Genomic DNA, 18,569 nt, shown 5'->3' on the forward strand with positions numbered 1-18,569 from the left:
GCCGGAGATTTGAGCGTCTTGAATGCGTAGACGGGGAGCAGCTTGTCGTAGACATCGCATCGCCTTGTTATATTAATGCATCGGTCTGCAATTGAATTGCATGGGGTGAAAATGCGATCGCACCTAATTTTGTTGTAAAAACTGACAGCAGCAACATTCATCTTTGATGCAACCTTAAACTAAATTCCAGCTATCCCAGTATATATTTTGACAATAATTTACTCCTGTACCCTGCCTGCATTGGTGTGTTACTAATGTTGCTGTACATAATTAATACCTAGACTATGAAGAATAAAACCGCAAAAAGCGATTTTTTCACATATCTAAAACCCAAATTTAAGTTTTACAGTTTAATCTGCTTGCTGAGTGTGGTTCTATTATCCGACTCAGTGAGAGCAAAAACTACAGCCAAACAGACGCAAGTTGCACAGCAGTCAACTACAAACCAGCAAGATGCAACTCACAGTCCAGCAGCAAAAGCCTATGAAGAAGGGATGGCGCTCTATCAACAAGGTACAGCAGAATCACTGAAGCAGGCGCTAGAAAAATGGCAACAAGCGTTAATTTTGTGGCAAAAAGCAGGGGATCAAAAATGGCAAGCTACTACGTTGAATAATATCGGTGCAGTTTACGACGACTCAGGGGACAAGCAAAAAGCTTTGGAATATTACAACAGTGCGCTCACACTGCGGCGTGCGGTGGGCGACAAGGGTGGCGAAGCTAATTCTTTAACCAATATCGGCGGGGTCTACTTAGATTTAGGGGAAAAGCAAAAAGCTTTAGAATATTTCAACAATGCACTCCCACTACGGCGTGCGGCGGGTGACAAGGATGGCGAAGCTCTTACTCTCAATAATATCGGCGCACTTTACGACAATTCGGGGGAAGAGCAAAAAGCTTTGGAATATTACAACAATGCACTCTCACTGCGGCGTGCGATCGGCAATAAGAGAGGGGAAGCTAATACCTTAACTAATATCGCAGGAGTTTACGACGATTTAGGGGAAAAGCAAAAAGCTTTGGAATATTACAACAATGCACTCTCACTGCGGCGTGCGATGGGCGACAAGAGAGGGGAAGCTAGTACCTTAACTTATATCGGTGGAGTTTACAACGATTTAGGGGAAAAACAAAAAGCTTTGGAATATTACAACAGTGCTCTTCCACTGGTGCGTACATTTGGTGACAAGGAAGGGGAAGCTGATACCTTAACTAATATCGGGCAAATTTACTCAAATTTAGGAGAAAAGCAAAAAGCTTTGGAATATTTCAACAGTGCTCTTCCAATGTATCGTGCGGTGGGCGACAGGCGTAGAGAAGCTCTTACTCTCAATAATATCGGTGCAGTTTACTCCGATTTAGGGGAAAAGCAAAAAGCTTTGGAATATTTCAACAATACACTTTCACTGCGGCGTGCAGTCGGTGACAGACGTGGGGAGGCTAATACGTTAACTTATATCGGCTTAGTTTACTCAGATTTAGGGGAAAAGCAAAAAGCTTTGGAATATTTCAACTCTGCTCTCCCAATCCAGCGTGCAGTGAGCGACAAGGGTGGCGAAGCTAATGTCTTAACTAATATTGGGCTAGTTTACAACGATTTAGGGGAAAAGCAAAAAGCTTTAGAATATTTTAACTCTGCTCTCCCAATCCAGCGTGCGGTGAGCGACAAGGGTGGCGAAGCTGTTACCTTAGCTAATATCGGGATAGTTTATGCAGATTTAGGGGAAAAGCAAAAAGCTTTAGAATACAACAACAGTGCACTCTCACTACTGCGGACAGTAGGTGACAAACTTGGGGAAGCTGCCACTTTAAATAATATCGGTGCAGTTTACAACAATTTAGGAGAAAAGCAGAAGGCTTTGGAATGTTACAAAAGTGCACTTTTACTGCGACGTGCAGTGGGCGATAGACGTGGCGAAGCTTCTACGTTGAGTAATATTGGGCTAGTTTACTCAGATTTAGGGGAAAAACAGAAAGCTTTGGAATATTACAACTCTGCACTCCCACTAAGGCGTGCAGTGGGCGATAGACGTGGCGAAGCTATTACCCTAAATAACATCGGGGGAGTTTATGACACTTTAGGGGAAAAGCAGAAAGCTTTGGAATATTACAACTCTGCACTCCCATTGCAGCGCGCAGTGGGCGATAGACGTGGCGAAGCTACTACATTGACTGGTATCGGTTATGTTTACGACACTTTAGGGAAAAAGCAGAAAGCTTTAGAATATTACAACAGTGCGCTCACACTGCGGCGTGCTGTGGGCGATAGACGTGGCGAAGCTATTACGTTGAATAATATCGGCTATCTTTATGACGGTTTAGGGAAAAAGCAGAAAGCTTTGGAATATTACAACTCTGCTCTCCCGTTGTCTCGCGCGGTGGGTGACAGGAGTGGGGAAACTAGTACTCTTGATAATATCGCTTACTTAGAACGCAGTCGTGGTAACTTACAAGCAGCTCGCACCAATGTAGAAGCAGCTATCAAAATTATCGAAGAATTACGCACCAAAATTGACAGCAAAGAACTGCGGAGTTCTTACTTCGCTACCAAGCAGAATCTTTACAAATTCTACATCGACTTGCTGATGGAACTGCACAAAAAAGACCCATCCCTTGGATACGATGCATTAGCTCTGCACTACAGCGAACGCTCCCGCGCTCGCAGTCTCATCGAGTTGTTAAACGAAGCTCATGCCAAAATTCTTAAAGGCGCAAACCCGGAACTAGTAGCACAAGAACGTAATTTACAACAGCAAATTGATGCTAAAGATACACTGCGGCGCGATTTACAAACATCAGCAAGTAATAACGCTCCAAAAACTCAAGAATCTATTCAAAAACTCACTACAGAAATTACAAATCTCCTGGCACAATACCAAGAAATACAAGCAAAAATTCGTACTACCAGTCCAGCATATGCAAAATTGACCAATCCAGACCCCGAAAAAGACATTCTCAAATTACCCCAAATTCAGCAACAACTCGATAAAGACACTTTACTGTTGCAGTATTCCTTGGGAGATGAACATAGTTATTTGTGGGCTGTCACTCCCACATCAATGCAAGCTTACCCACTCCCGCCACGCAAAGAGATAGAAGAAGTTGCCACAAAATTTCATTCAAGTTTACAAGCAGGAATAACTAGCGATTTATCCATTTCTCGGGCAAAAAAACTTACTCAACTCATCCTTGCACCTGTTGCCGATAAACTAGCCCAAAAGCGTTTAGTAATTGTTGCTGATGGTGCATTGCAAACCATTCCTTTTGCAGCGTTGGCTGACGTAAGTGCAAATAAATACCAACCATTAATGGTAAATCATGAAATTGTGAATTTACCCTCAGCCTCAACTATTGCCTTGCAACGCCAACAACTCGCCAAGCGCCAACCAGCACCGAAAGCTTTAGCTATCCTCGCCGATCCAGTATATAGTGCTACTGATGAGCGAGTGACAGCTAAACCCGAAAAATCCTCACTTGGTTCTAACCTTGAACTCGAACGTTCTGCACTGGAGCGTTCTGCCAGGAGCCTAAAACGCAATGGTTGGGATAGGTTAAAAAATACTGCAACAGAAGCCAAAGAAATTTTAAAACTGATACCAGCAGCCAGCAACTTAGAAGCTTTAAATTTTGATGCTAATTACAATACCGCAACCAGCAGCGCCTTAAGTCAATTTCGCATCTTACATTTTGCTACTCACGGTTTTGTTAACTCTGACCAACCAGAGCTATCAGGGATTGTACTGTCATTAGTTGATAAACAAGGAAATCCCATTAGTGGCTACTTGCGCTTGGAAGATTTGTTTAACCAAGATTATCCAGCCGAGTTAATTGTCTTGAGTGCTTGCGAAACTGGACTGGGTAAAAACGTCAACGGTGAAGGATTAGTAGGATTGACACGCGGGTTAATGTATGCAGGCGCAGCGAGGGTTGTGGTGTCACTGTGGCAAGTTAGCGACGAAGGTACATCAGTATTGATGCAGGAATTTTACAAACAAATGTTGCAGCAAGGTAAAACTCCAGCCCAAGCTTTGCGTGCAGCCCAAAGCAAGTTATGGCAAGAGGGGCGCAGCCCTTATGAATGGGCGGCTTTTACGTTGCAGGGCGAATGGCGCTAGGGAAGACGCGGGAACATTATATGCGATCGCATTGCCTTGCTATATTAAAACATCGCCCTGTTATAGCATAACGTCGGCTTGTTATATTAATGCATCGCCCCGTTATGCCATAACATCGCCTTGTTATATTAATGCATCGCCCTGCAATTCAATTGCATCAAGTAAAAAATCGAAAACTTCAATCCTCCTTGTCTCCCTTGTCCTCTGTGTCCCTTCCCCTAATCCAACTCTCGCCGCCCTTCCAAAGCCCTAGCTAATGTCACCTCGTCAGCGTATTCCAAATCTCCACCCACAGGTAAACCAAAAGCAATCCGCGTCACCTTGGTAAATGGTTTCAATAGCTGACCAATATATAATGTCGTCGTTTCCCCCTCGACACTGGGACTAATTGCCAAAATTACTTCCTGGGGTTTTTGTTGACTCACCCGCCGCACTAAAGCTTGAACAGTCAACTGTTCCGGGCCAATACCATCCATTGGCGAAATCACCCCACCCAAAACATGATACTTACCTTTGAACTCGCGGGTTTTTTCCAGCGCAATCACATCCCGCGAATCTGCCACCACACATATAGTATTGATATCGCGGCTAGGATTGCGGCAGATTTCACAAACTGGTTCCGCAGATAAATGAAAGCAGACAGAACACAAGCCCACCTGTTTTTTAGCATCAATCAGAGCTTGTGCCAAAGCCTCTACTTCTGTTTCTGGTCGCTTCAAAATATGCAAAGCCAATCGCTGGGCTGACTTCGGCCCAACTCCCGGTAGGCGTTGCAATTGCTCAATTAACCGTGCTAAAGGACGTGCGTAAACCGTGGCCTTATCTCCCGAATGTTTTACCTTAACTATGATGACATTCTTACAACATTTTGGGGCTGAAGTCTGAAATTACGCCTCGAAAAATTTGGTTCGTAGTTGCGCTTTAGCGCCGCTTAATCCCAAAACTATACGTCAGCCGATTTCAATGTGAGTTTTGAAATAACTAACAACAGTATTAGTGTTTGAGACTTTCCCAAAATTGCGATCGCTCTTTAACGGTTGATTTTAACTACAAGTTGTGGACAAATGAGGTGGGATAATGAAGCAACATGACGGTGAAGGCGCTAAAGCGCTACTACAAGCCTAACTATGAACGAGGGGATGGATTACTATAAATCATCCCATTCTTTACCGTAATCTCTTAAAGGATATTCAATCCAACAACTGCGTAACCAATCTCTCCCATAATTTTCTAAATACCAATGAACGCTAGATTCATCCCAATCATAAGGAGATTTTGCACAACTATGTTTAACAGGATTGTAATGAATATAATTTAAAGTTGTATAGTAATGTCGCTTTGAACGAATTGCTCTGTCGCTATAAGAACACCAAAGTTTACCAGTTAAGTTATCTTCAAGATTCCATTGTCTGGCAATTGAACCATGAATTGAACGCAGAATTTTACTTAATAATTTGAAATTTATATTTTCAAGCAATAAATGATAGTGATTTGTTAGTACTGCCCAAGCAAGTATTTCTATGTCTTGATAGGTGAATTTCTCAAATAATTGATTTAATAATTGCTGACGACGTTCTTTACTGTTTATTCGATGTTTGTGTTCGTAACAAGTTGCAGTAATCAAATAAAATTGGCTATTTTCTATTGGATGTGGTGGCGAATGAGGGGGATAACCTTTAGCTAATCTTTCTTGTACAAGAGCTATTTTTTGTTCTTGGGTTAGCTGCCGATATTGGTACATAAATGTTTTTTGGCTTTTTTATTGTTGGATGATTTAGCGCTAAAGCGCAACTACGAACCTCATCTATGTCAGGAAATTTATATAATTTAAGAGACAATCGTAGTCTACAATTTCCTTAATTTAAGTATTTGAGGCTAAATGAGTAGCCAAATTAGAAATTTCTCAACAGTGCATGATGCTCATAAATTTCTCCAACAACTAGGAGCATCTTCAAAGCTAATTCGCCATGTGAAATTGGTTGGTGAAGCGGCTGAATTGTTGATTGCAAAACTTCATCAACTACCCGTTTCTTTTAATGCAGGTTTTGTTCGCTTAGGTGTGGCTTTTCACGATGCGGGTAAAATTCTCCATCCAGAAGAACTGACTGCAAAAGGAAATAATCACGAACTCGCGGGCGAACAGCTTTTGATTGCGCATGGAGTTGAGCCAAGTCTTGCGCGCTGCTGTCGTTCTCACGGTCAATGGGAATCGATGGAATGCTCTCTTGAAGAATTACTTGTTGCTCTGGCTGACACACTTTGGAAGGGTAAGCGCATTTCTCAATTAGAAACTATGGTAATTGAGAGGTTAAGTGCATTGTGCAAGCGAGATTATTGGGAACTATTTGTGGAAATGGATTCTTGCTTTGAAGCAATTGCTTCTGAGGGTGATTTGAGATTGTCGCGCAGTTAAGCTTGTAATATTGTGGGCGTTGCATAATTACTCAGCAACGCCAAAAATTCAGAATTGTATCAGGTTGGATCTTCCTCATACATGGTTTTATAGAGATTATGGGCTGTTTGCTTATCTGCGATCGCTCCTTGAGTATCTCCCATGCGATGGCGGACTTGACTGCGCAAAACATAAGCCTCAGGGTTTTTCGGATTTAGCTTAATTACATAGTCAGCATCAGCGATCGCGCCTTTGTAGTCTTGTAGCTTTTGACGTGCATATCCGCGAGAGATGTAAGCCCAGGTATCTTGAGCATTCGATTTAATCATTTCGTTGTAATCTGCGATCGCACCCTTGTAGTCTTGCATCTCATCGCGCACTTGCGCCCTTAGCTGGTAGACATAAGCTTTTTTAGGCTGAAGGCGTAGGACTTCATTGTAATCTTGAATAGCGCCTTGATAATTCTTTAACCAGCGACGCAAATTTGCACGAGTTAAGCGATATTCAATATTATGGGGTTGTAAGCGTATCACTTGGTCATAATCTGCTAGCGCCCCTTGGCGATCGCTTAACGCTAGATAAGCCCGCGATCGCTTGATATAAGCATTAACATCGTTGGGATTAGAACGTATCACAGCAGTCGCTTCCTCAACTGCTTTTTCTCTATTTTTGATATAACGTTCGCGTCTTTGTTGCGAATTTTCAAAGTAATAAGGTAAAACGCTGACCCAATTGGGCAAAATTGCTTGGAAACTACCAGCTATTCCGCCGAACAAACTCATACAGTAAACGATAACCAGAAACACTCTCGTTGTTCGCTTACCACTTGATTCGTGATGCTTTTGAATTAACTCCTTCACTAAAGTATATTTAGTATTAAAAGGCAAGTTTCCATAGCCAAATTTCTGCAAATATTTGAATATGGCGTGTAAAAGATTGTCTGCATTTCTGGGTGGGTTTTGCTGTAGTTCTTTATGTAATTTTGTATTAATTTTTGCACTACGAAAACTGTAAGGAATGCTCAAAGCTACCAAAAATACAAATAACAGCATTTCTGGTCTATCTTTACCTAGAGACCCTAAGATAATAACGCCAATTACTTTGAATAAAACGCCAATGTAAGGGAAGCGAGAAAACAGTAGTAAATCGGCAATTTGCCCGCCATCTAAAGGATATACTGGCAACAAATTAAATAAATTCAAAAAGATTAGCGTCCAACTTGCTTCTCGCACCCAACCAGGATAGCCGCTATTAGCAGGGGCAAGAATTGCTAACCCAATCCCCAAAATTAACCCTGGTAACGGGCCTGCTAAAGATATCCAAAACTTTTGCGTAAGTGTTGCATCATCTTTGCGGGCGGTTGCTAAAGCACCCAAGAAAGGTATAAATAAAACAGAAGTATCGCGATAGCCAAACAATTTCATCGCCAATAGGTGTCCACCTTCATGAAATAGGAGTACGCATATAAAAATCCCTACACTTTGAGCATTGAGATAGTGAGTATAGCTAGCAATAAATAGTGCTAAACTCCCCAACAAAAGCCAAGTACGAAATTTTTTTCCTACTAGACCTTGTTGTAAATATTGCATTTGTTGAAATCCCTCGACTTCTAGTTCGATAGGGATTTCTTTAGAAAGACTGGCATCAGTTTTGGCTTTTTGTTTGCGCTGTTTGATGATATTTGCTACTTTATTACCACTGCGGATAATTGAGTTAACTATTTTCAGGGCTGGGAGCCAATTTAGCTGGAATAATTCTGTTCCTTTAATTGGCGATATATACTTTGTTTTGACTAGGTAATTTACATAGTTACCCATGTATATCTGTAGCGCCTTAGCAAAAGCTTCTGGTAGTAAACCTAGAGGAGTTTTACTCGCAGTTAATTGATTCAGTCTCTCTTGGTGAGTTTGCCATTGCACTGATACTAGATCTGTATAAACATCCTGAACAATTGTGTTAGGAATTTCACCGATTAATCCATGTGCCTTGCCGTTAACAGTTAATAACAATGTTTGTTCTTTAAAGAACGTATAATACTCTATATCATATAAATTGACAGGCTCAACTAAACGACGTACAGCTACTGAGGCATAGCTTTTAAACGCTTTGTTATATAAGAGAATTTCCCAACTTGTTGACTGATAGACTTTTACCATTGGTTGATATGCCAAATAGCTCAATGGTTGAAAGCCTAATTGTTCTAGTTCTTGAATTGGAGATTGAAACAAATCTCTCAGGTAGCTAGGAACTGTCTCAGCCTGTGTAACTTGGTATTTTGGATATTGAAATTGAGACTTGCAAAGTTGTAAAAAGGTAATGAAATAGCGGATAAAAAGCAGGAAAACGTAGATGGCGATCGGATAAAGCAGGTATTGCATAGTAACGACAAAACCTTAACTATGCTTAGTGTTCCCTGAGACTAAATAAATATTTTGTTTTTTAGCAATATAAAAACAAAAATGGTTATAGCTACTACACCATAACCATTTAAAAATTAAAAACTAGCAACTATACTTGTGGTAATTACTGAGGCTGAATCAGCGTAATTGTGTAATAAATTCAGTCTATTGCTGAAAGCCTTTTTAAATTGGTATTATCTAATCTTCTGTAAGCCCTCAATTGTGAGATATAGTTCTTCATCAGCCATCTGACTGTTGTAATCGATGTTAATTTGGGTTGGATAACCGAATTTAGGATCGTATTGCACAGTCAGGCTAGATGCTTTTTTGGCGATCGCATCTTCAATTACATTGAAAAGCTTAGGAATCGTATCGTATTGTTGGAATAATTCTCGCTCGATAGGTTTACCCGCAGCGTCAGTCATAGAAGTAGTTCGCCCTTGACGGACTTTGACAACTACCGGGCCGCTAGCTTTGGGTGCGCAGAAGCAACTCCGGCTAAATTTATAGCGATAGTTGCGGATATTTTGCTTTTTCCATAGCTGACGATTAATATTTAATTGGTTTAACTGTGAATTAGCGATCGGTCTTGTTTGTGGTGCTGGGATTGGAGTTTGAGATACTACGGGTGCATTTAAACTAAGAGTCAGCAATAATCCGGCACTAATAAAGATAGGTAAGCGCATATAACTCAATGAAATAATTAAGTCATAAGAATTTGACAAAGTAATTAAAGTTCCTGCTGACTATCAAAACAGTATTAATGCTTACGATGAAATTAACGCTTGGGTGTAGCCTCACCAAACTTAATTACCAGTGCGATCGCAATACTCACAAGTAAAATTAATGTCATACTCAAAGCTGAACCAAACCCCCAATTTTGAGTAGCACCAAGAAACTGGTTATAAACTAACCGTGCTGCTGTCATACTAGAAGCACCACCGAGTAATTCTGGATTAATAAAATCTCCTAAACCTGTAATAAATACTAGTATTGAACCAGCAGTAAGTCCTGGTAATATTTGCGGTACTGTAACTTTCCAAAAAGCTTGTCTAGGATTTGCGCCTAAATCGGCGGCTGCTTCTAATAAACGCGTATCTAACTTTTCTAGAGAAGCATATAAAATTAAAACCATGTAAGGAAGTAAGCTATAACTCATAGCAATCAATACAGATGGCGTCCGATTTAGTAACTCTAGAGGTTGTAAATGTAAACCTTTTAATAAAGTATTTAATAACCCAGTAGGACGGAGAATCGTAATCCAAGCATAGGAGCGAAGTAACGAAGAAGTCCACAAAGGTAAAATAAAGCCTAATAATAATAAATTTCGCCAACGTTTTGGTGCTATTAGAGCAATCCAATAGGCAACAGGAAAGCTCAAAATTAAACAAATGATTGTAGTGACACTTGCCAAACTAATCGAACGCAATATTACCTGAAGATAAAGCGGATCGAATATCCGCAGATAATTTTGTAATCCACTGGGATTGACTAAATCTCCTGGTCGAATATCTGGTACTAAACTCAACTCGAAAATTATCAATGTTGGCAGTACCAATAAAAGTAATAACCAAATACCAGCAGGTGCTAGTAATATCAAAGGTTGTAACCAACTGAAATTTGAAGAGTGCAATTTTTGGATTTTTGCAATGTCACTTTCTGAATTGAATTGAGTTTCAGAAGTTTGCTGGTTCATAGTTTTATTTATAATAACTTTAAAATAATTTAATTCTTAACTGCTAGTTAATTGAGTCCAATAGCGGTCATAAACCTCGTCAAATTTTCCTAAAGGACTAATACGTTCGCATTTTTCTAGAATTGAATCAGGAGGAAACAAACTAGTATTTTGTTGTAAGCGGATTGGTAACTGCTCAAATCCAGAAAGATTGGGAGTAGCAATATTTAGACGTTGGCTAATTTGGGCAGCTACTTCTGGCTGTAAAATAAAGTTAATCCAAGCATAGCTACCATCAACATTTGGGGCAGTTTTAGGAATTACAATTGTATCAGTCCATAATGAAGAACCACTCCGAGGGATTACATATTTCAATTTAGGGTTTTCTTTACTAACTCGGATTGCATCTGCTGAATAACACATTGCTAATACTAAATCCCCTGCCAGAATTTGATTTTGCCAAGCTTCAGTGTCAAAAGCAGTAATTCCGGGTTTAAGTTCTTTCAACTTTTCATAAGCTTGTTTAATTTGAGTTTCGTCTTGCGAATTATATGAGTAACCGAGCATCCTCAACACTGCACCCATAACCTCACGGACATCATTGAGCAAAGTCATGCGTTTTTTTAGTTTCTCTTGATTTTGCCAAAGATAATCCCAATCTTCTGGCGCATCTTGAAGAATTTCGGAATTATAAACTATACCTGTTGTTCCCCAATTAAAGGGTATACTGTAGCGGTTTTTGATGTCATAGGTAGGATTCTGAAACCGGGGAAATAAATTCTCCAATCCGATTAAGCGATCGTGATTGATTTCTATTAATAAATCTTTTTCTACCATCTTCTGTACCATATAGTCAGATGGATAGATAATGCTGTAATTACTACCACCGCCAGCTTGCAATTTAGCTAGCATAACATCATTAGAATCATAGACATCTGCTAGGATTTTCATCCCAGTTTGAGTACTAAAAGTTTTTAATAATTGATTATCAGTATATTGTGTCCAAGTATATATATATAGTTGATCGCGTTGACCAGAAGTTTTAGCATTAGCTCTAACATCAGCTAGCCGCCAACCACACCCAGCCAAAGATAAGCTAGAAAGTGCTGTTATTCCTTGTAAAAATTTTCTTCTTTTAGTCATTGGTTAAAAGTCAAAAGTCAAGAGCCATTATTTTTCTGTAATATTGCCTATAGATTTGAGATAGGAATTTAGTTGTGGTCTAAGTTCTTATCTGTTCACCTGTTAAGAGGTTACGACTATATGCTCGCCTTAGCCAATGTTGAGTTTCGTTTAAAGAACCTCTTACCATTCTTACAAATCGTCGATTGTCTTGGTAACTACCCCTCCCAACTCCTGCTGCTATGTTTGCCCCAATACTATCTGCTGAACGTACTATCTGTGTACGCATTGTATTTTTGGCAAATAAATCCCATTCATCAATTACTATCCAAATTTGATCAGCTAATTTCTCTGCCAATTCATAAACCCGTAATTCTTGAAAATATTTACTAGTCATCTCATGACTCTTGACTCCTGATTATTGACTAATAGCCAAACAATCACTTCCTGCCCACCAAGCATATATAGGTGTATTGGCGTCTGGTAAGCTACCAAAGGTGTTAGGTTGCAAAACATTAATACTAATACCGTTGATTAATTCCACAACATAATTAACATGAGTTCCTAAATACATAATGTTGACAAGCCGCCCTTCAAAGCAGTTATTTGGCAAATTAGGCGGATACAGTGAGAGTTGAATTTTTTCTGGACGAACGCTGACTACTACCGATTGCGATATTTCAGTAGGTGTTTCTTCATTACGATTAACAATAATTTTCAGTCCGGTTTTCGTCTCAATTTGAACTGTTGAGGCTTCTACGGCAACAATTTCACCGCTAAATAAATTAGTATCACCAATAAAATCAGCAACAAAAGCAGTGCGGGGAAATTCGTAAATTTGGCTGGGAGTACCAACTTGCTCAATTTTGCCTTGATTAATCACAGCAATGCGATCGCTTAAGGATAACGCTTCTTCTTGGTCGTGAGTCACCATGATAAAGGTCAATCCCAATTCTTTGTGCAAATTGATTAACTCGACCTGCATTTCCTTACGCAGCTTTAAATCTAAGGCTCCCAAGGGTTCATCGAGTAAGACCACAGAGGGACGATTGACTAAAGCCCTAGCTAAGGCTACCCGTTGCTGCTGTCCCCCAGAAAGTTGATTGGGAAAACGCGATCGCAAACTTTCCATTTTCACCAGTTTTAAAGCTTCTTTGACTCGGCGATCGATTTCTGGTTTGCGAAATTTTTTTAACCGCAGCCCAAAGGCAATGTTATCCCACACATTCAAGTGATTAAATAGTGCGTAGCTTTGAAATACCGTATTGACAGGTCGGCGATAAGGCGGGACATTAGTCATGGGCTGACCCTGAATCAACACCTTACCAGCATCAGCTTGTTCAAACCCAGCAATTAAACGTAATATTGTTGTCTTGCCACAACCAGAAGGGCCTAGGATACTAAAGAATTCTCCTTGTCTAACGTCCAAGTCTACTCCGTTGACTGCTGGTTCTTGGTTAAAAAACTTGAACACGTTACGCAGCTCAACATCAAGCGGCTGCAAAGCCATCATCTCCCCCTGATTCTGCGTCACAGTTTGAGCCATAATCCTCAGTAAAATGCCATGAGCTTACGTGATTGTGCCCTTTTAGGTAGTCTATTAAGCAGCCTACCTATGGCACTTTGGTTCATTGTATCCGTCAAAAACAATTGATTGGGAAGATACTCTTGCAATTATTTTGACGATTCATACTGAGTAGCCGTTTATGGGATCGTGTATACAAGTAATACTAAATTTCGTCATCATCATCTTGTTTTATGGCTTTCTTACCCTCATCTCTACCAGGTAGCAAAAAAGATACACGTACAGTTGGTCGTGGTTTTCAATCAATATTTTTAATCGCATTTACATTAGTGATGACGGCTGGTATTGATGCTCGTTTAGCTTACTTGCAAATTGTGGAAGGGCCAAAACTGCGCCAAAGAGCAGAGTCTAACCGCATTCGCATGATTGCTAAACAGCCAGAACGAGGCAATATTTTTGACCGCAATGGCAAACTTTTAGCAAGTACTCGCTATCCTCATTCTGTATATTTGTGGCCAATGGCTCACACTAAGCCTTCATGGTCAGTAGTCGCACCGCGCCTAGAGAAAATCCTCAACATTACCCAAGATGAGATGGAAAAGAAGCTCAAACAGGCTGGTGCTAATTCTTCCTCACTTATCCGCATTGCACGCGATATCAGTGAGGCGCAAATCACAGCATTAAAAGAGTATGCTAACGAACTCCCAGAAGTGGAAATTAACACGGAAGCTGTTCGCTACTATCCCCACGGTGCAGCATTAGCTCATGTACTAGGCTATACCAGAGAATTAACTGCGGAACAGTTAAAAGACAAAAAGGAAGAAGGTTACAGGCTCGGAGATGTAATTGGCCAGATGGGGGTAGAAAAAGCTTATGAGAAAACACTCAGAGGCGAGTGGGGCGGTCAGCAGGTAGAAGTAGATGGTGCTGGTCGTCCGATCAGGGTTTTGGGAGAAAAGCAGGCCAAAGCCGGTAACGATTTGCACTTAACTATAGATTTAAATTTGCAGAAAGCAGCAGACCAAGCTTTGGGTAAATATCAAGGTGCAGTTGTCGCCATTGACCCGAATAACGGCGCTGTTTTAGCAATGGCGTCTCACCCGACATTTGACCCGAATATTTTCTCTAAACAAAAACTTTCACAGAAAGATTGGGAGAGCGTACAAGGTAAAGACCATCCCTTAGTCAATCGCTCTTTAAGTGCTTTTCCACCAGCTAGTACCTTCAAAATTATTACCGCCTCAGCTGGGTTAGAAACAGGTAAATTTTCACCAGACACAGTATTACAAACCTTCGGCTCCTTGACTGTAGGTGGAGTCACCTTTGGTGAGTGGAACCACGCTGGGTTCGGCCCTTTGGGGTTTGCGGGAGCACTCGCTATGAGTAGCGATACCTTCTTTTATCAGGTTGGTAGAAAAGTTGGCGGCCCAGATCTGATCGCCTGGAGTCGTAAATATGGGTTTGGTCAAAAAACAGGAATTGAATTTGCCAATGAAGAATCAAAAGGTCTAGTTCCTGATGAGAATTGGAAGCAAAAAGCTTGGAAAATGCCTTGGACTGTAGGTGACACCATCAATATGTCAATTGGTCAAGGTGCTTTGCAGGTGACACCTCTGCAATCGGCAATTATGTTTTCTGTACCTGCTAATGGTGGCTATCGAGTCAAGCCGCATTTGCTCAAAGACCATGAAGAAGCAAAAAGCTGGCGAGTGTCATTAAATATGAAGCCGTCAACTATCAAAGTTCTGCGGGAAGGATTGCGGAAGGTAGTAAGCGATGGTACGGGTAAACGCTTGAATGTGCCAACAATTGCCCCAGCCTCAGGAAAAAGTGGTACTGCTGAAGCTGGTGTTGGTCGCCCAAATCATACTTGGTTTGGTGCTTATGCACCCAGCGATAAGCCAGAAATTGTGGTAGTGGCGTTTGGTGAAAACTCTGGGGATCATGGTGGTACTGTTTGCGGCCCAATGGCTTTACAAGTGCTGGAAGCTTATTTTCAGCATAAGTATCCAGGCAAGTATCAAAAATCTGAGTCTGAAGGTAAGAATCAAAATGGTGGAGGTAGCACTGGAGACTAATATGTCATTAGTCAAGAGTCAAGAGTCAAGGGTTATTGTTAATGCAATTCTAGACTCTTGACTATAAAGGCTGAAGTGCATAGGTAGCCCTTCATCCTTTATACTTTTCCCAGTGAAATATTATTAATGCCGGGTATAAACTCAGCATCATTGTATACAAATAATATTAATTTTGTAGTACTTATTTTTTTATGGCATTATTGCAACCAAGTCCATTTGGCAACCAGAAAAATACACGTACAGTTGGCAGAAGCTTTCAGCCAATATTTCTGATTATATTTACTCTCTTGATGACAAGTGCCATAGGTGCGCGTTTGGCATACTTGCAAATTGTGGAAGGTTCAAATCACCGCAAACGAGCCGAATCTAACCGTATTAGAATGATACCCAAACAACCAGAAAGGGGTAATATTTTTGACCGCAATGGCAAACTTTTAGCAAGTACTCGCTATCCTCGTTCTGTATATTTATGGCCAATGGCTCACACCAAACCTTCTTGGCCAGTTGTGGGGGCGCGTCTCTCCAAAATTCTTGATATTCCTCAAGCAGAAATTGAAAAGAAGCTAGAAGAAGCAGGTAGAAATTCTTCATCGCTGATCCGGATTGCGCGGGATCTCGATGAAGCCGAAATTACCGCGTTAAAGGAGTATCAAAGCGAACTAACAGATGTAGAAATTCATCTGGATGCGGTGCGTTATTATCCCCACGGAAAAGCAGTAGCCCATGTACTGGGTTATACTCGTGAGTTAACGGCGGAACAGTTAAAAGATAAGAAGCAAGATGGCTATCGCTTAGGAGACGTCATCGGTCAGATGGGGGTGGAAAAGGCTTATGAAAAATCGCTCAGAGGCGAATGGGGCGGTCAGCAGGTAGAAGTGGATGGTGCTGGTCGGCCGCTGCGGGTTTTGGGAGAAAAACAGGCAAAAGCAGGTAACGATTTACACTTGACTATAGATTTGGAGATGCAAAAGACAGCAGAAAAAGCTTTAGGCGATCGCAATGGTGCGATCGTGGCGATCGATCCCAAAAACGGTGCTGTCTTAGCAATGGTGTCTCACCCTACCTTCGATCCCAATATTTTCTCGAAGCAGAAACTCACTCAAAAAGATTGGGAAAGCGTACAAGGTGCAGAACATCCCTTGGTCAATCGTGCCCTCAGCGCCTTTCCCCCAGCTAGTACCTTTAAAATTGTCACCACAACAGCTGGTTTGGAATCAGGGAAATTTTCTCCCAACACAGTGCTACAAACCTATGGTTCCTTGAATATCGGCGGTACTACCTTTGGGGAGTGGAACCATGCAGGCTTTGGGCCTTTAGGTTTTGTCGGGGCATTACAGTGGAGTAGCGATACCTTCTTTTATCAAATTGGTAGGGCAGTCGGCGGCCCGACTTTAATTGAATGGACGCGTAAGTATGGATTTGGGGAAAAAACTGGTTTTGAGTTTGCTTCTGAAGAAACAAAAGGTCTAGTTCCCGATGAGACTTGGAAGCAGAAAGTGTGGAAGATGCCTTGGACTGTAGGCGACAGTATTAATATGTCAATCGGTCAAGGTGCTTTACAAACCACTCCCCTGCAAGTCGCGATTATGTTTGCCGTACCTGCTAATGGTGGTTATCGAGTCCAGCCGCATTTACTTAAAGACAATGAAGAGGCAAAAAATTGGCGTTCATCGTTAGATATGAAGCCAACAACTATTAAAGTGCTTCAAGAAGGACTGCGGAAGGTGGTAGCTGAAGGTACGGGTAAAGCTTTGAATCAACCAACAGTTCCCCCTGTAGCTGGTAAGAGTGGCACAGCCGAAGCTTGGAAACGTGGGGTAAAACAAAATCACGCTTGGTTTGGTGCTTATGCCCCAGCCGATAAGCCAGAGTTATTGATAGTAGCCTTTGCTGAACATTCCGGTGGCGGCGGTGGTAGCGTTGCTGCCCCGATAATTTTAGAAATTATGGAGGAATATTTCCAACGGAAGTATCCAGGGAAGTATCAAAAAGCAGCCAAAGCAAAAACTTAAAATTTGTAGTGGTTTTTAGTAGATTCCTAGATAAATTGTGCATAGCCAAATCTGTACCACATATAAAGATGTATGATGATGGTCTGAGTTTGTAACAAATTGATAACAGAGCAGTCAGGAATGGATTATCGCGATGCTGGGGTTGATGTTGAGGCTGGTCGAGCCTTTGTAGATCGAATTCGCAATTTGGTTCACAGCACCTTTAGGCCGGAAGTCATTGGTGGACTCGGTGGCTTTGGTGGGTGCTTTCAGCTTCCAGGAGGTTATCGGGAACCGGTATTAGTTTCCGGGACAGATGGCGTAGGTACAAAGCTCAAAATTGCTCAAGTTCTTAACCGCCATGACACCGTAGGTATTGATTTGGTAGCGATGTGTGTCAATGATGTGTTGACATCTGGAGCAGAACCGTTGTTTTTCTTAGATTATTTGGCAACAGGTAAGCTAGAGAAAGAGCAATTAACCGAGGTGGTTGCGGGTATAGCTTCTGGATGTAAACAAGCTGGTTGTGCTTTGCTAGGAGGAGAAACAGCAGAAATGCCTGGTTTCTACCAAGTGGGTGAGTATGACTTAGCTGGATTTTGTGTGGGAATTGTCGAAAAAAGCCAAATGTTAGATGGTTCCCAAGTACAAATAGGAGATGTAGCGATCGCGCTTGCGAGTGCTGGTATCCACAGTAATGGCTTAAGTTTAGTACGAAAGATTGTCAGCGATGGCGGATTTTCTTGGAGCGATGCCTGGCGGCAAGTTGCTCCGCACCTACGCCCAGAATTATTAGGTGGCGAAACTATTGGCGAAACCTTCCTAAAACCTACGCGTATTTACGTCAAACCTGTGTTAGCTGCACGTCAAGCAGGTTTAGAAATTCACGGTATGGCACATATAACAGGTGGTGGTTTACCAGAAAATTTACCCAGATGCTTAGGAACAGGTCAAGCAATTAAAATTGATCCCAACAGTTGGGCGATCCCGCCTGTATTTCAGTGGTTGGCTGAAGCTGGAGGAGTAAGTAAAGAAGCAATGTACAACACCTTCAATATGGGTATTGGCTTTGTGCTATTGGTTCCACCCCAGCAAGTAGAACAAGCAATTAGCTACTTTCAATCACATGATATTGCAGCTTTTGCGATCGGTGAAGTAATTTCTGGTTCTAATTCACTAGTAGGATTGCTGTAATTAATGAAGCAATTACTATAAGTAAATAAACAATATTGAAGTTTGGTATGGGGAAGCACTCTATCAAGCTTAGTATCT

13 protein-coding genes are annotated in these 18,569 nt (G+C 41.3%); 5 read left to right on the forward strand and 8 right to left on the reverse strand.

Going from position 1 to position 18,569, the window contains the following annotated elements; genetic code table 11:
* Nucleotides 1-389 precede the first annotated feature (389 nt).
* Nucleotides 390-4,115 carry a CHAT domain-containing tetratricopeptide repeat protein gene (locus AACU33_RS10295; protein ID WP_339375900.1) on the forward strand — a complete coding sequence of 1,242 codons (3,726 nt, stop codon included), beginning with the start codon at nucleotides 390-392 and terminating at the stop codon, nucleotides 4,113-4,115.
* Nucleotides 4,116-4,333: 218 nt separating this feature from the next.
* Here the strand turns inward: AACU33_RS10295 and recR are convergent, their stop codons facing one another.
* Entirely contained in the window at nucleotides 4,334-4,963 is a 630-nt protein-coding gene (gene recR, locus AACU33_RS10300; RefSeq protein ID WP_096588414.1) for a recombination mediator RecR, read from the reverse strand.
* A 299-nt stretch (nucleotides 4,964-5,262) separates the two neighbouring features.
* Nucleotides 5,263-5,856, reverse strand: coding sequence for an REP-associated tyrosine transposase (locus AACU33_RS10305; RefSeq protein WP_096588415.1), 594 nt, complete (start codon nucleotides 5,854-5,856; stop codon nucleotides 5,263-5,265).
* Between the two features lie 138 nt (nucleotides 5,857-5,994).
* On the opposite strand from AACU33_RS10305, the gene AACU33_RS10310 reads away from it, so the two are divergent.
* Nucleotides 5,995-6,528, forward strand: a complete 534-nt coding sequence (locus tag AACU33_RS10310) for an HD domain-containing protein (RefSeq protein ID WP_096588416.1) — start codon at nucleotides 5,995-5,997, stop codon at nucleotides 6,526-6,528.
* Nucleotides 6,529-6,587: 59 nt separating this feature from the next.
* Here the strand turns inward: AACU33_RS10310 and AACU33_RS10315 are convergent, their stop codons facing one another.
* The 6 genes from AACU33_RS10315 to AACU33_RS10340 form a co-directional block, all read right to left on the reverse strand.
* On the reverse strand, nucleotides 6,588-8,885 hold the full coding sequence (locus AACU33_RS10315) for a site-2 protease family protein (protein ID WP_096588417.1): 2,298 nt from the start codon (nucleotides 8,883-8,885) through the stop codon (nucleotides 6,588-6,590).
* Between the two features lie 215 nt (nucleotides 8,886-9,100).
* Nucleotides 9,101-9,631 (reverse strand): DUF6174 domain-containing protein, encoded by a 531-nt coding sequence (locus tag AACU33_RS10320; protein ID WP_339375901.1) that lies wholly within the window; start codon nucleotides 9,629-9,631, stop codon nucleotides 9,101-9,103.
* A 53-nt stretch (nucleotides 9,632-9,684) separates the two neighbouring features.
* A complete protein-coding gene (locus AACU33_RS10325) occupies nucleotides 9,685-10,602 on the reverse strand; it encodes an ABC transporter permease (RefSeq protein WP_096588419.1) in 918 nt (305 codons plus the stop codon).
* A gap of 36 nt (nucleotides 10,603-10,638) precedes the next feature.
* Nucleotides 10,639-11,724 carry an ABC transporter substrate-binding protein gene (locus AACU33_RS10330; RefSeq protein ID WP_096588420.1) on the reverse strand — a complete coding sequence of 362 codons (1,086 nt, stop codon included), beginning with the start codon at nucleotides 11,722-11,724 and terminating at the stop codon, nucleotides 10,639-10,641.
* A gap of 79 nt (nucleotides 11,725-11,803) precedes the next feature.
* Entirely contained in the window at nucleotides 11,804-12,100 is a 297-nt protein-coding gene (locus AACU33_RS10335; protein WP_339375902.1) for a four helix bundle protein, read from the reverse strand.
* A 21-nt stretch (nucleotides 12,101-12,121) separates the two neighbouring features.
* A complete protein-coding gene (locus tag AACU33_RS10340) occupies nucleotides 12,122-13,249 on the reverse strand; it encodes an ABC transporter ATP-binding protein (RefSeq protein ID WP_096588421.1) in 1,128 nt (375 codons plus the stop codon).
* Between the two features lie 212 nt (nucleotides 13,250-13,461).
* On the opposite strand from AACU33_RS10340, the gene mrdA (AACU33_RS10345) reads away from it, so the two are divergent.
* The 3 genes from mrdA (AACU33_RS10345) (at nucleotide 13,462) to purM (ending at nucleotide 18,491) form a co-directional block, all read left to right on the forward strand.
* Entirely contained in the window at nucleotides 13,462-15,306 is a 1,845-nt protein-coding gene (gene mrdA, locus AACU33_RS10345; protein ID WP_096588422.1) for a penicillin-binding protein 2, read from the forward strand.
* Nucleotides 15,307-15,497: 191 nt separating this feature from the next.
* Nucleotides 15,498-17,318: a penicillin-binding protein 2 gene (mrdA, locus tag AACU33_RS10350; protein WP_096588423.1), complete on the forward strand. Its 1,821-nt coding sequence runs from the start codon at nucleotides 15,498-15,500 to the stop codon at nucleotides 17,316-17,318.
* Nucleotides 17,319-17,438: 120 nt separating this feature from the next.
* A complete protein-coding gene (purM, locus tag AACU33_RS10355; protein ID WP_096588424.1) occupies nucleotides 17,439-18,491 on the forward strand; it encodes a phosphoribosylformylglycinamidine cyclo-ligase in 1,053 nt (350 codons plus the stop codon).
* The last annotated feature ends 78 nt before the right edge of the window (nucleotides 18,492-18,569 follow it).

Source organism: Calothrix sp. NIES-2098, from assembly GCF_963875125.1.
In the GTDB taxonomy this organism is placed as follows: Bacteria; Cyanobacteriota; Cyanobacteriia; order Cyanobacteriales; family Nostocaceae; genus Aulosira.

Coding starts and splice junctions, on each gene's coding strand:
- AACU33_RS10305 (WP_096588415.1), bottom strand. CDS start 5,856: ATGTACCAATATCGGCAGCTAACCCAAGAACAAAAAATAGCTCTTGTA.
- AACU33_RS10340 (WP_096588421.1), bottom strand. CDS start 13,249: ATGGCTCAAACTGTGACGCAGAATCAGGGGGAGATGATGGCTTTGCAG.
- AACU33_RS10325 (WP_096588419.1), bottom strand. CDS start 10,602: ATGAACCAGCAAACTTCTGAAACTCAATTCAATTCAGAAAGTGACATT.
- purM (WP_096588424.1), top strand. CDS start 17,439: ATGGATTATCGCGATGCTGGGGTTGATGTTGAGGCTGGTCGAGCCTTT.
- AACU33_RS10315 (WP_096588417.1), bottom strand. CDS start 8,885: ATGCAATACCTGCTTTATCCGATCGCCATCTACGTTTTCCTGCTTTTT.
- AACU33_RS10330 (WP_096588420.1), bottom strand. CDS start 11,724: ATGACTAAAAGAAGAAAATTTTTACAAGGAATAACAGCACTTTCTAGC.
- AACU33_RS10310 (WP_096588416.1), top strand. CDS start 5,995: ATGAGTAGCCAAATTAGAAATTTCTCAACAGTGCATGATGCTCATAAA.
- mrdA (WP_096588423.1), top strand. CDS start 15,498: ATGGCATTATTGCAACCAAGTCCATTTGGCAACCAGAAAAATACACGT.
- mrdA (WP_096588422.1), top strand. CDS start 13,462: ATGGCTTTCTTACCCTCATCTCTACCAGGTAGCAAAAAAGATACACGT.
- AACU33_RS10335 (WP_339375902.1), bottom strand. CDS start 12,100: ATGACTAGTAAATATTTTCAAGAATTACGGGTTTATGAATTGGCAGAG.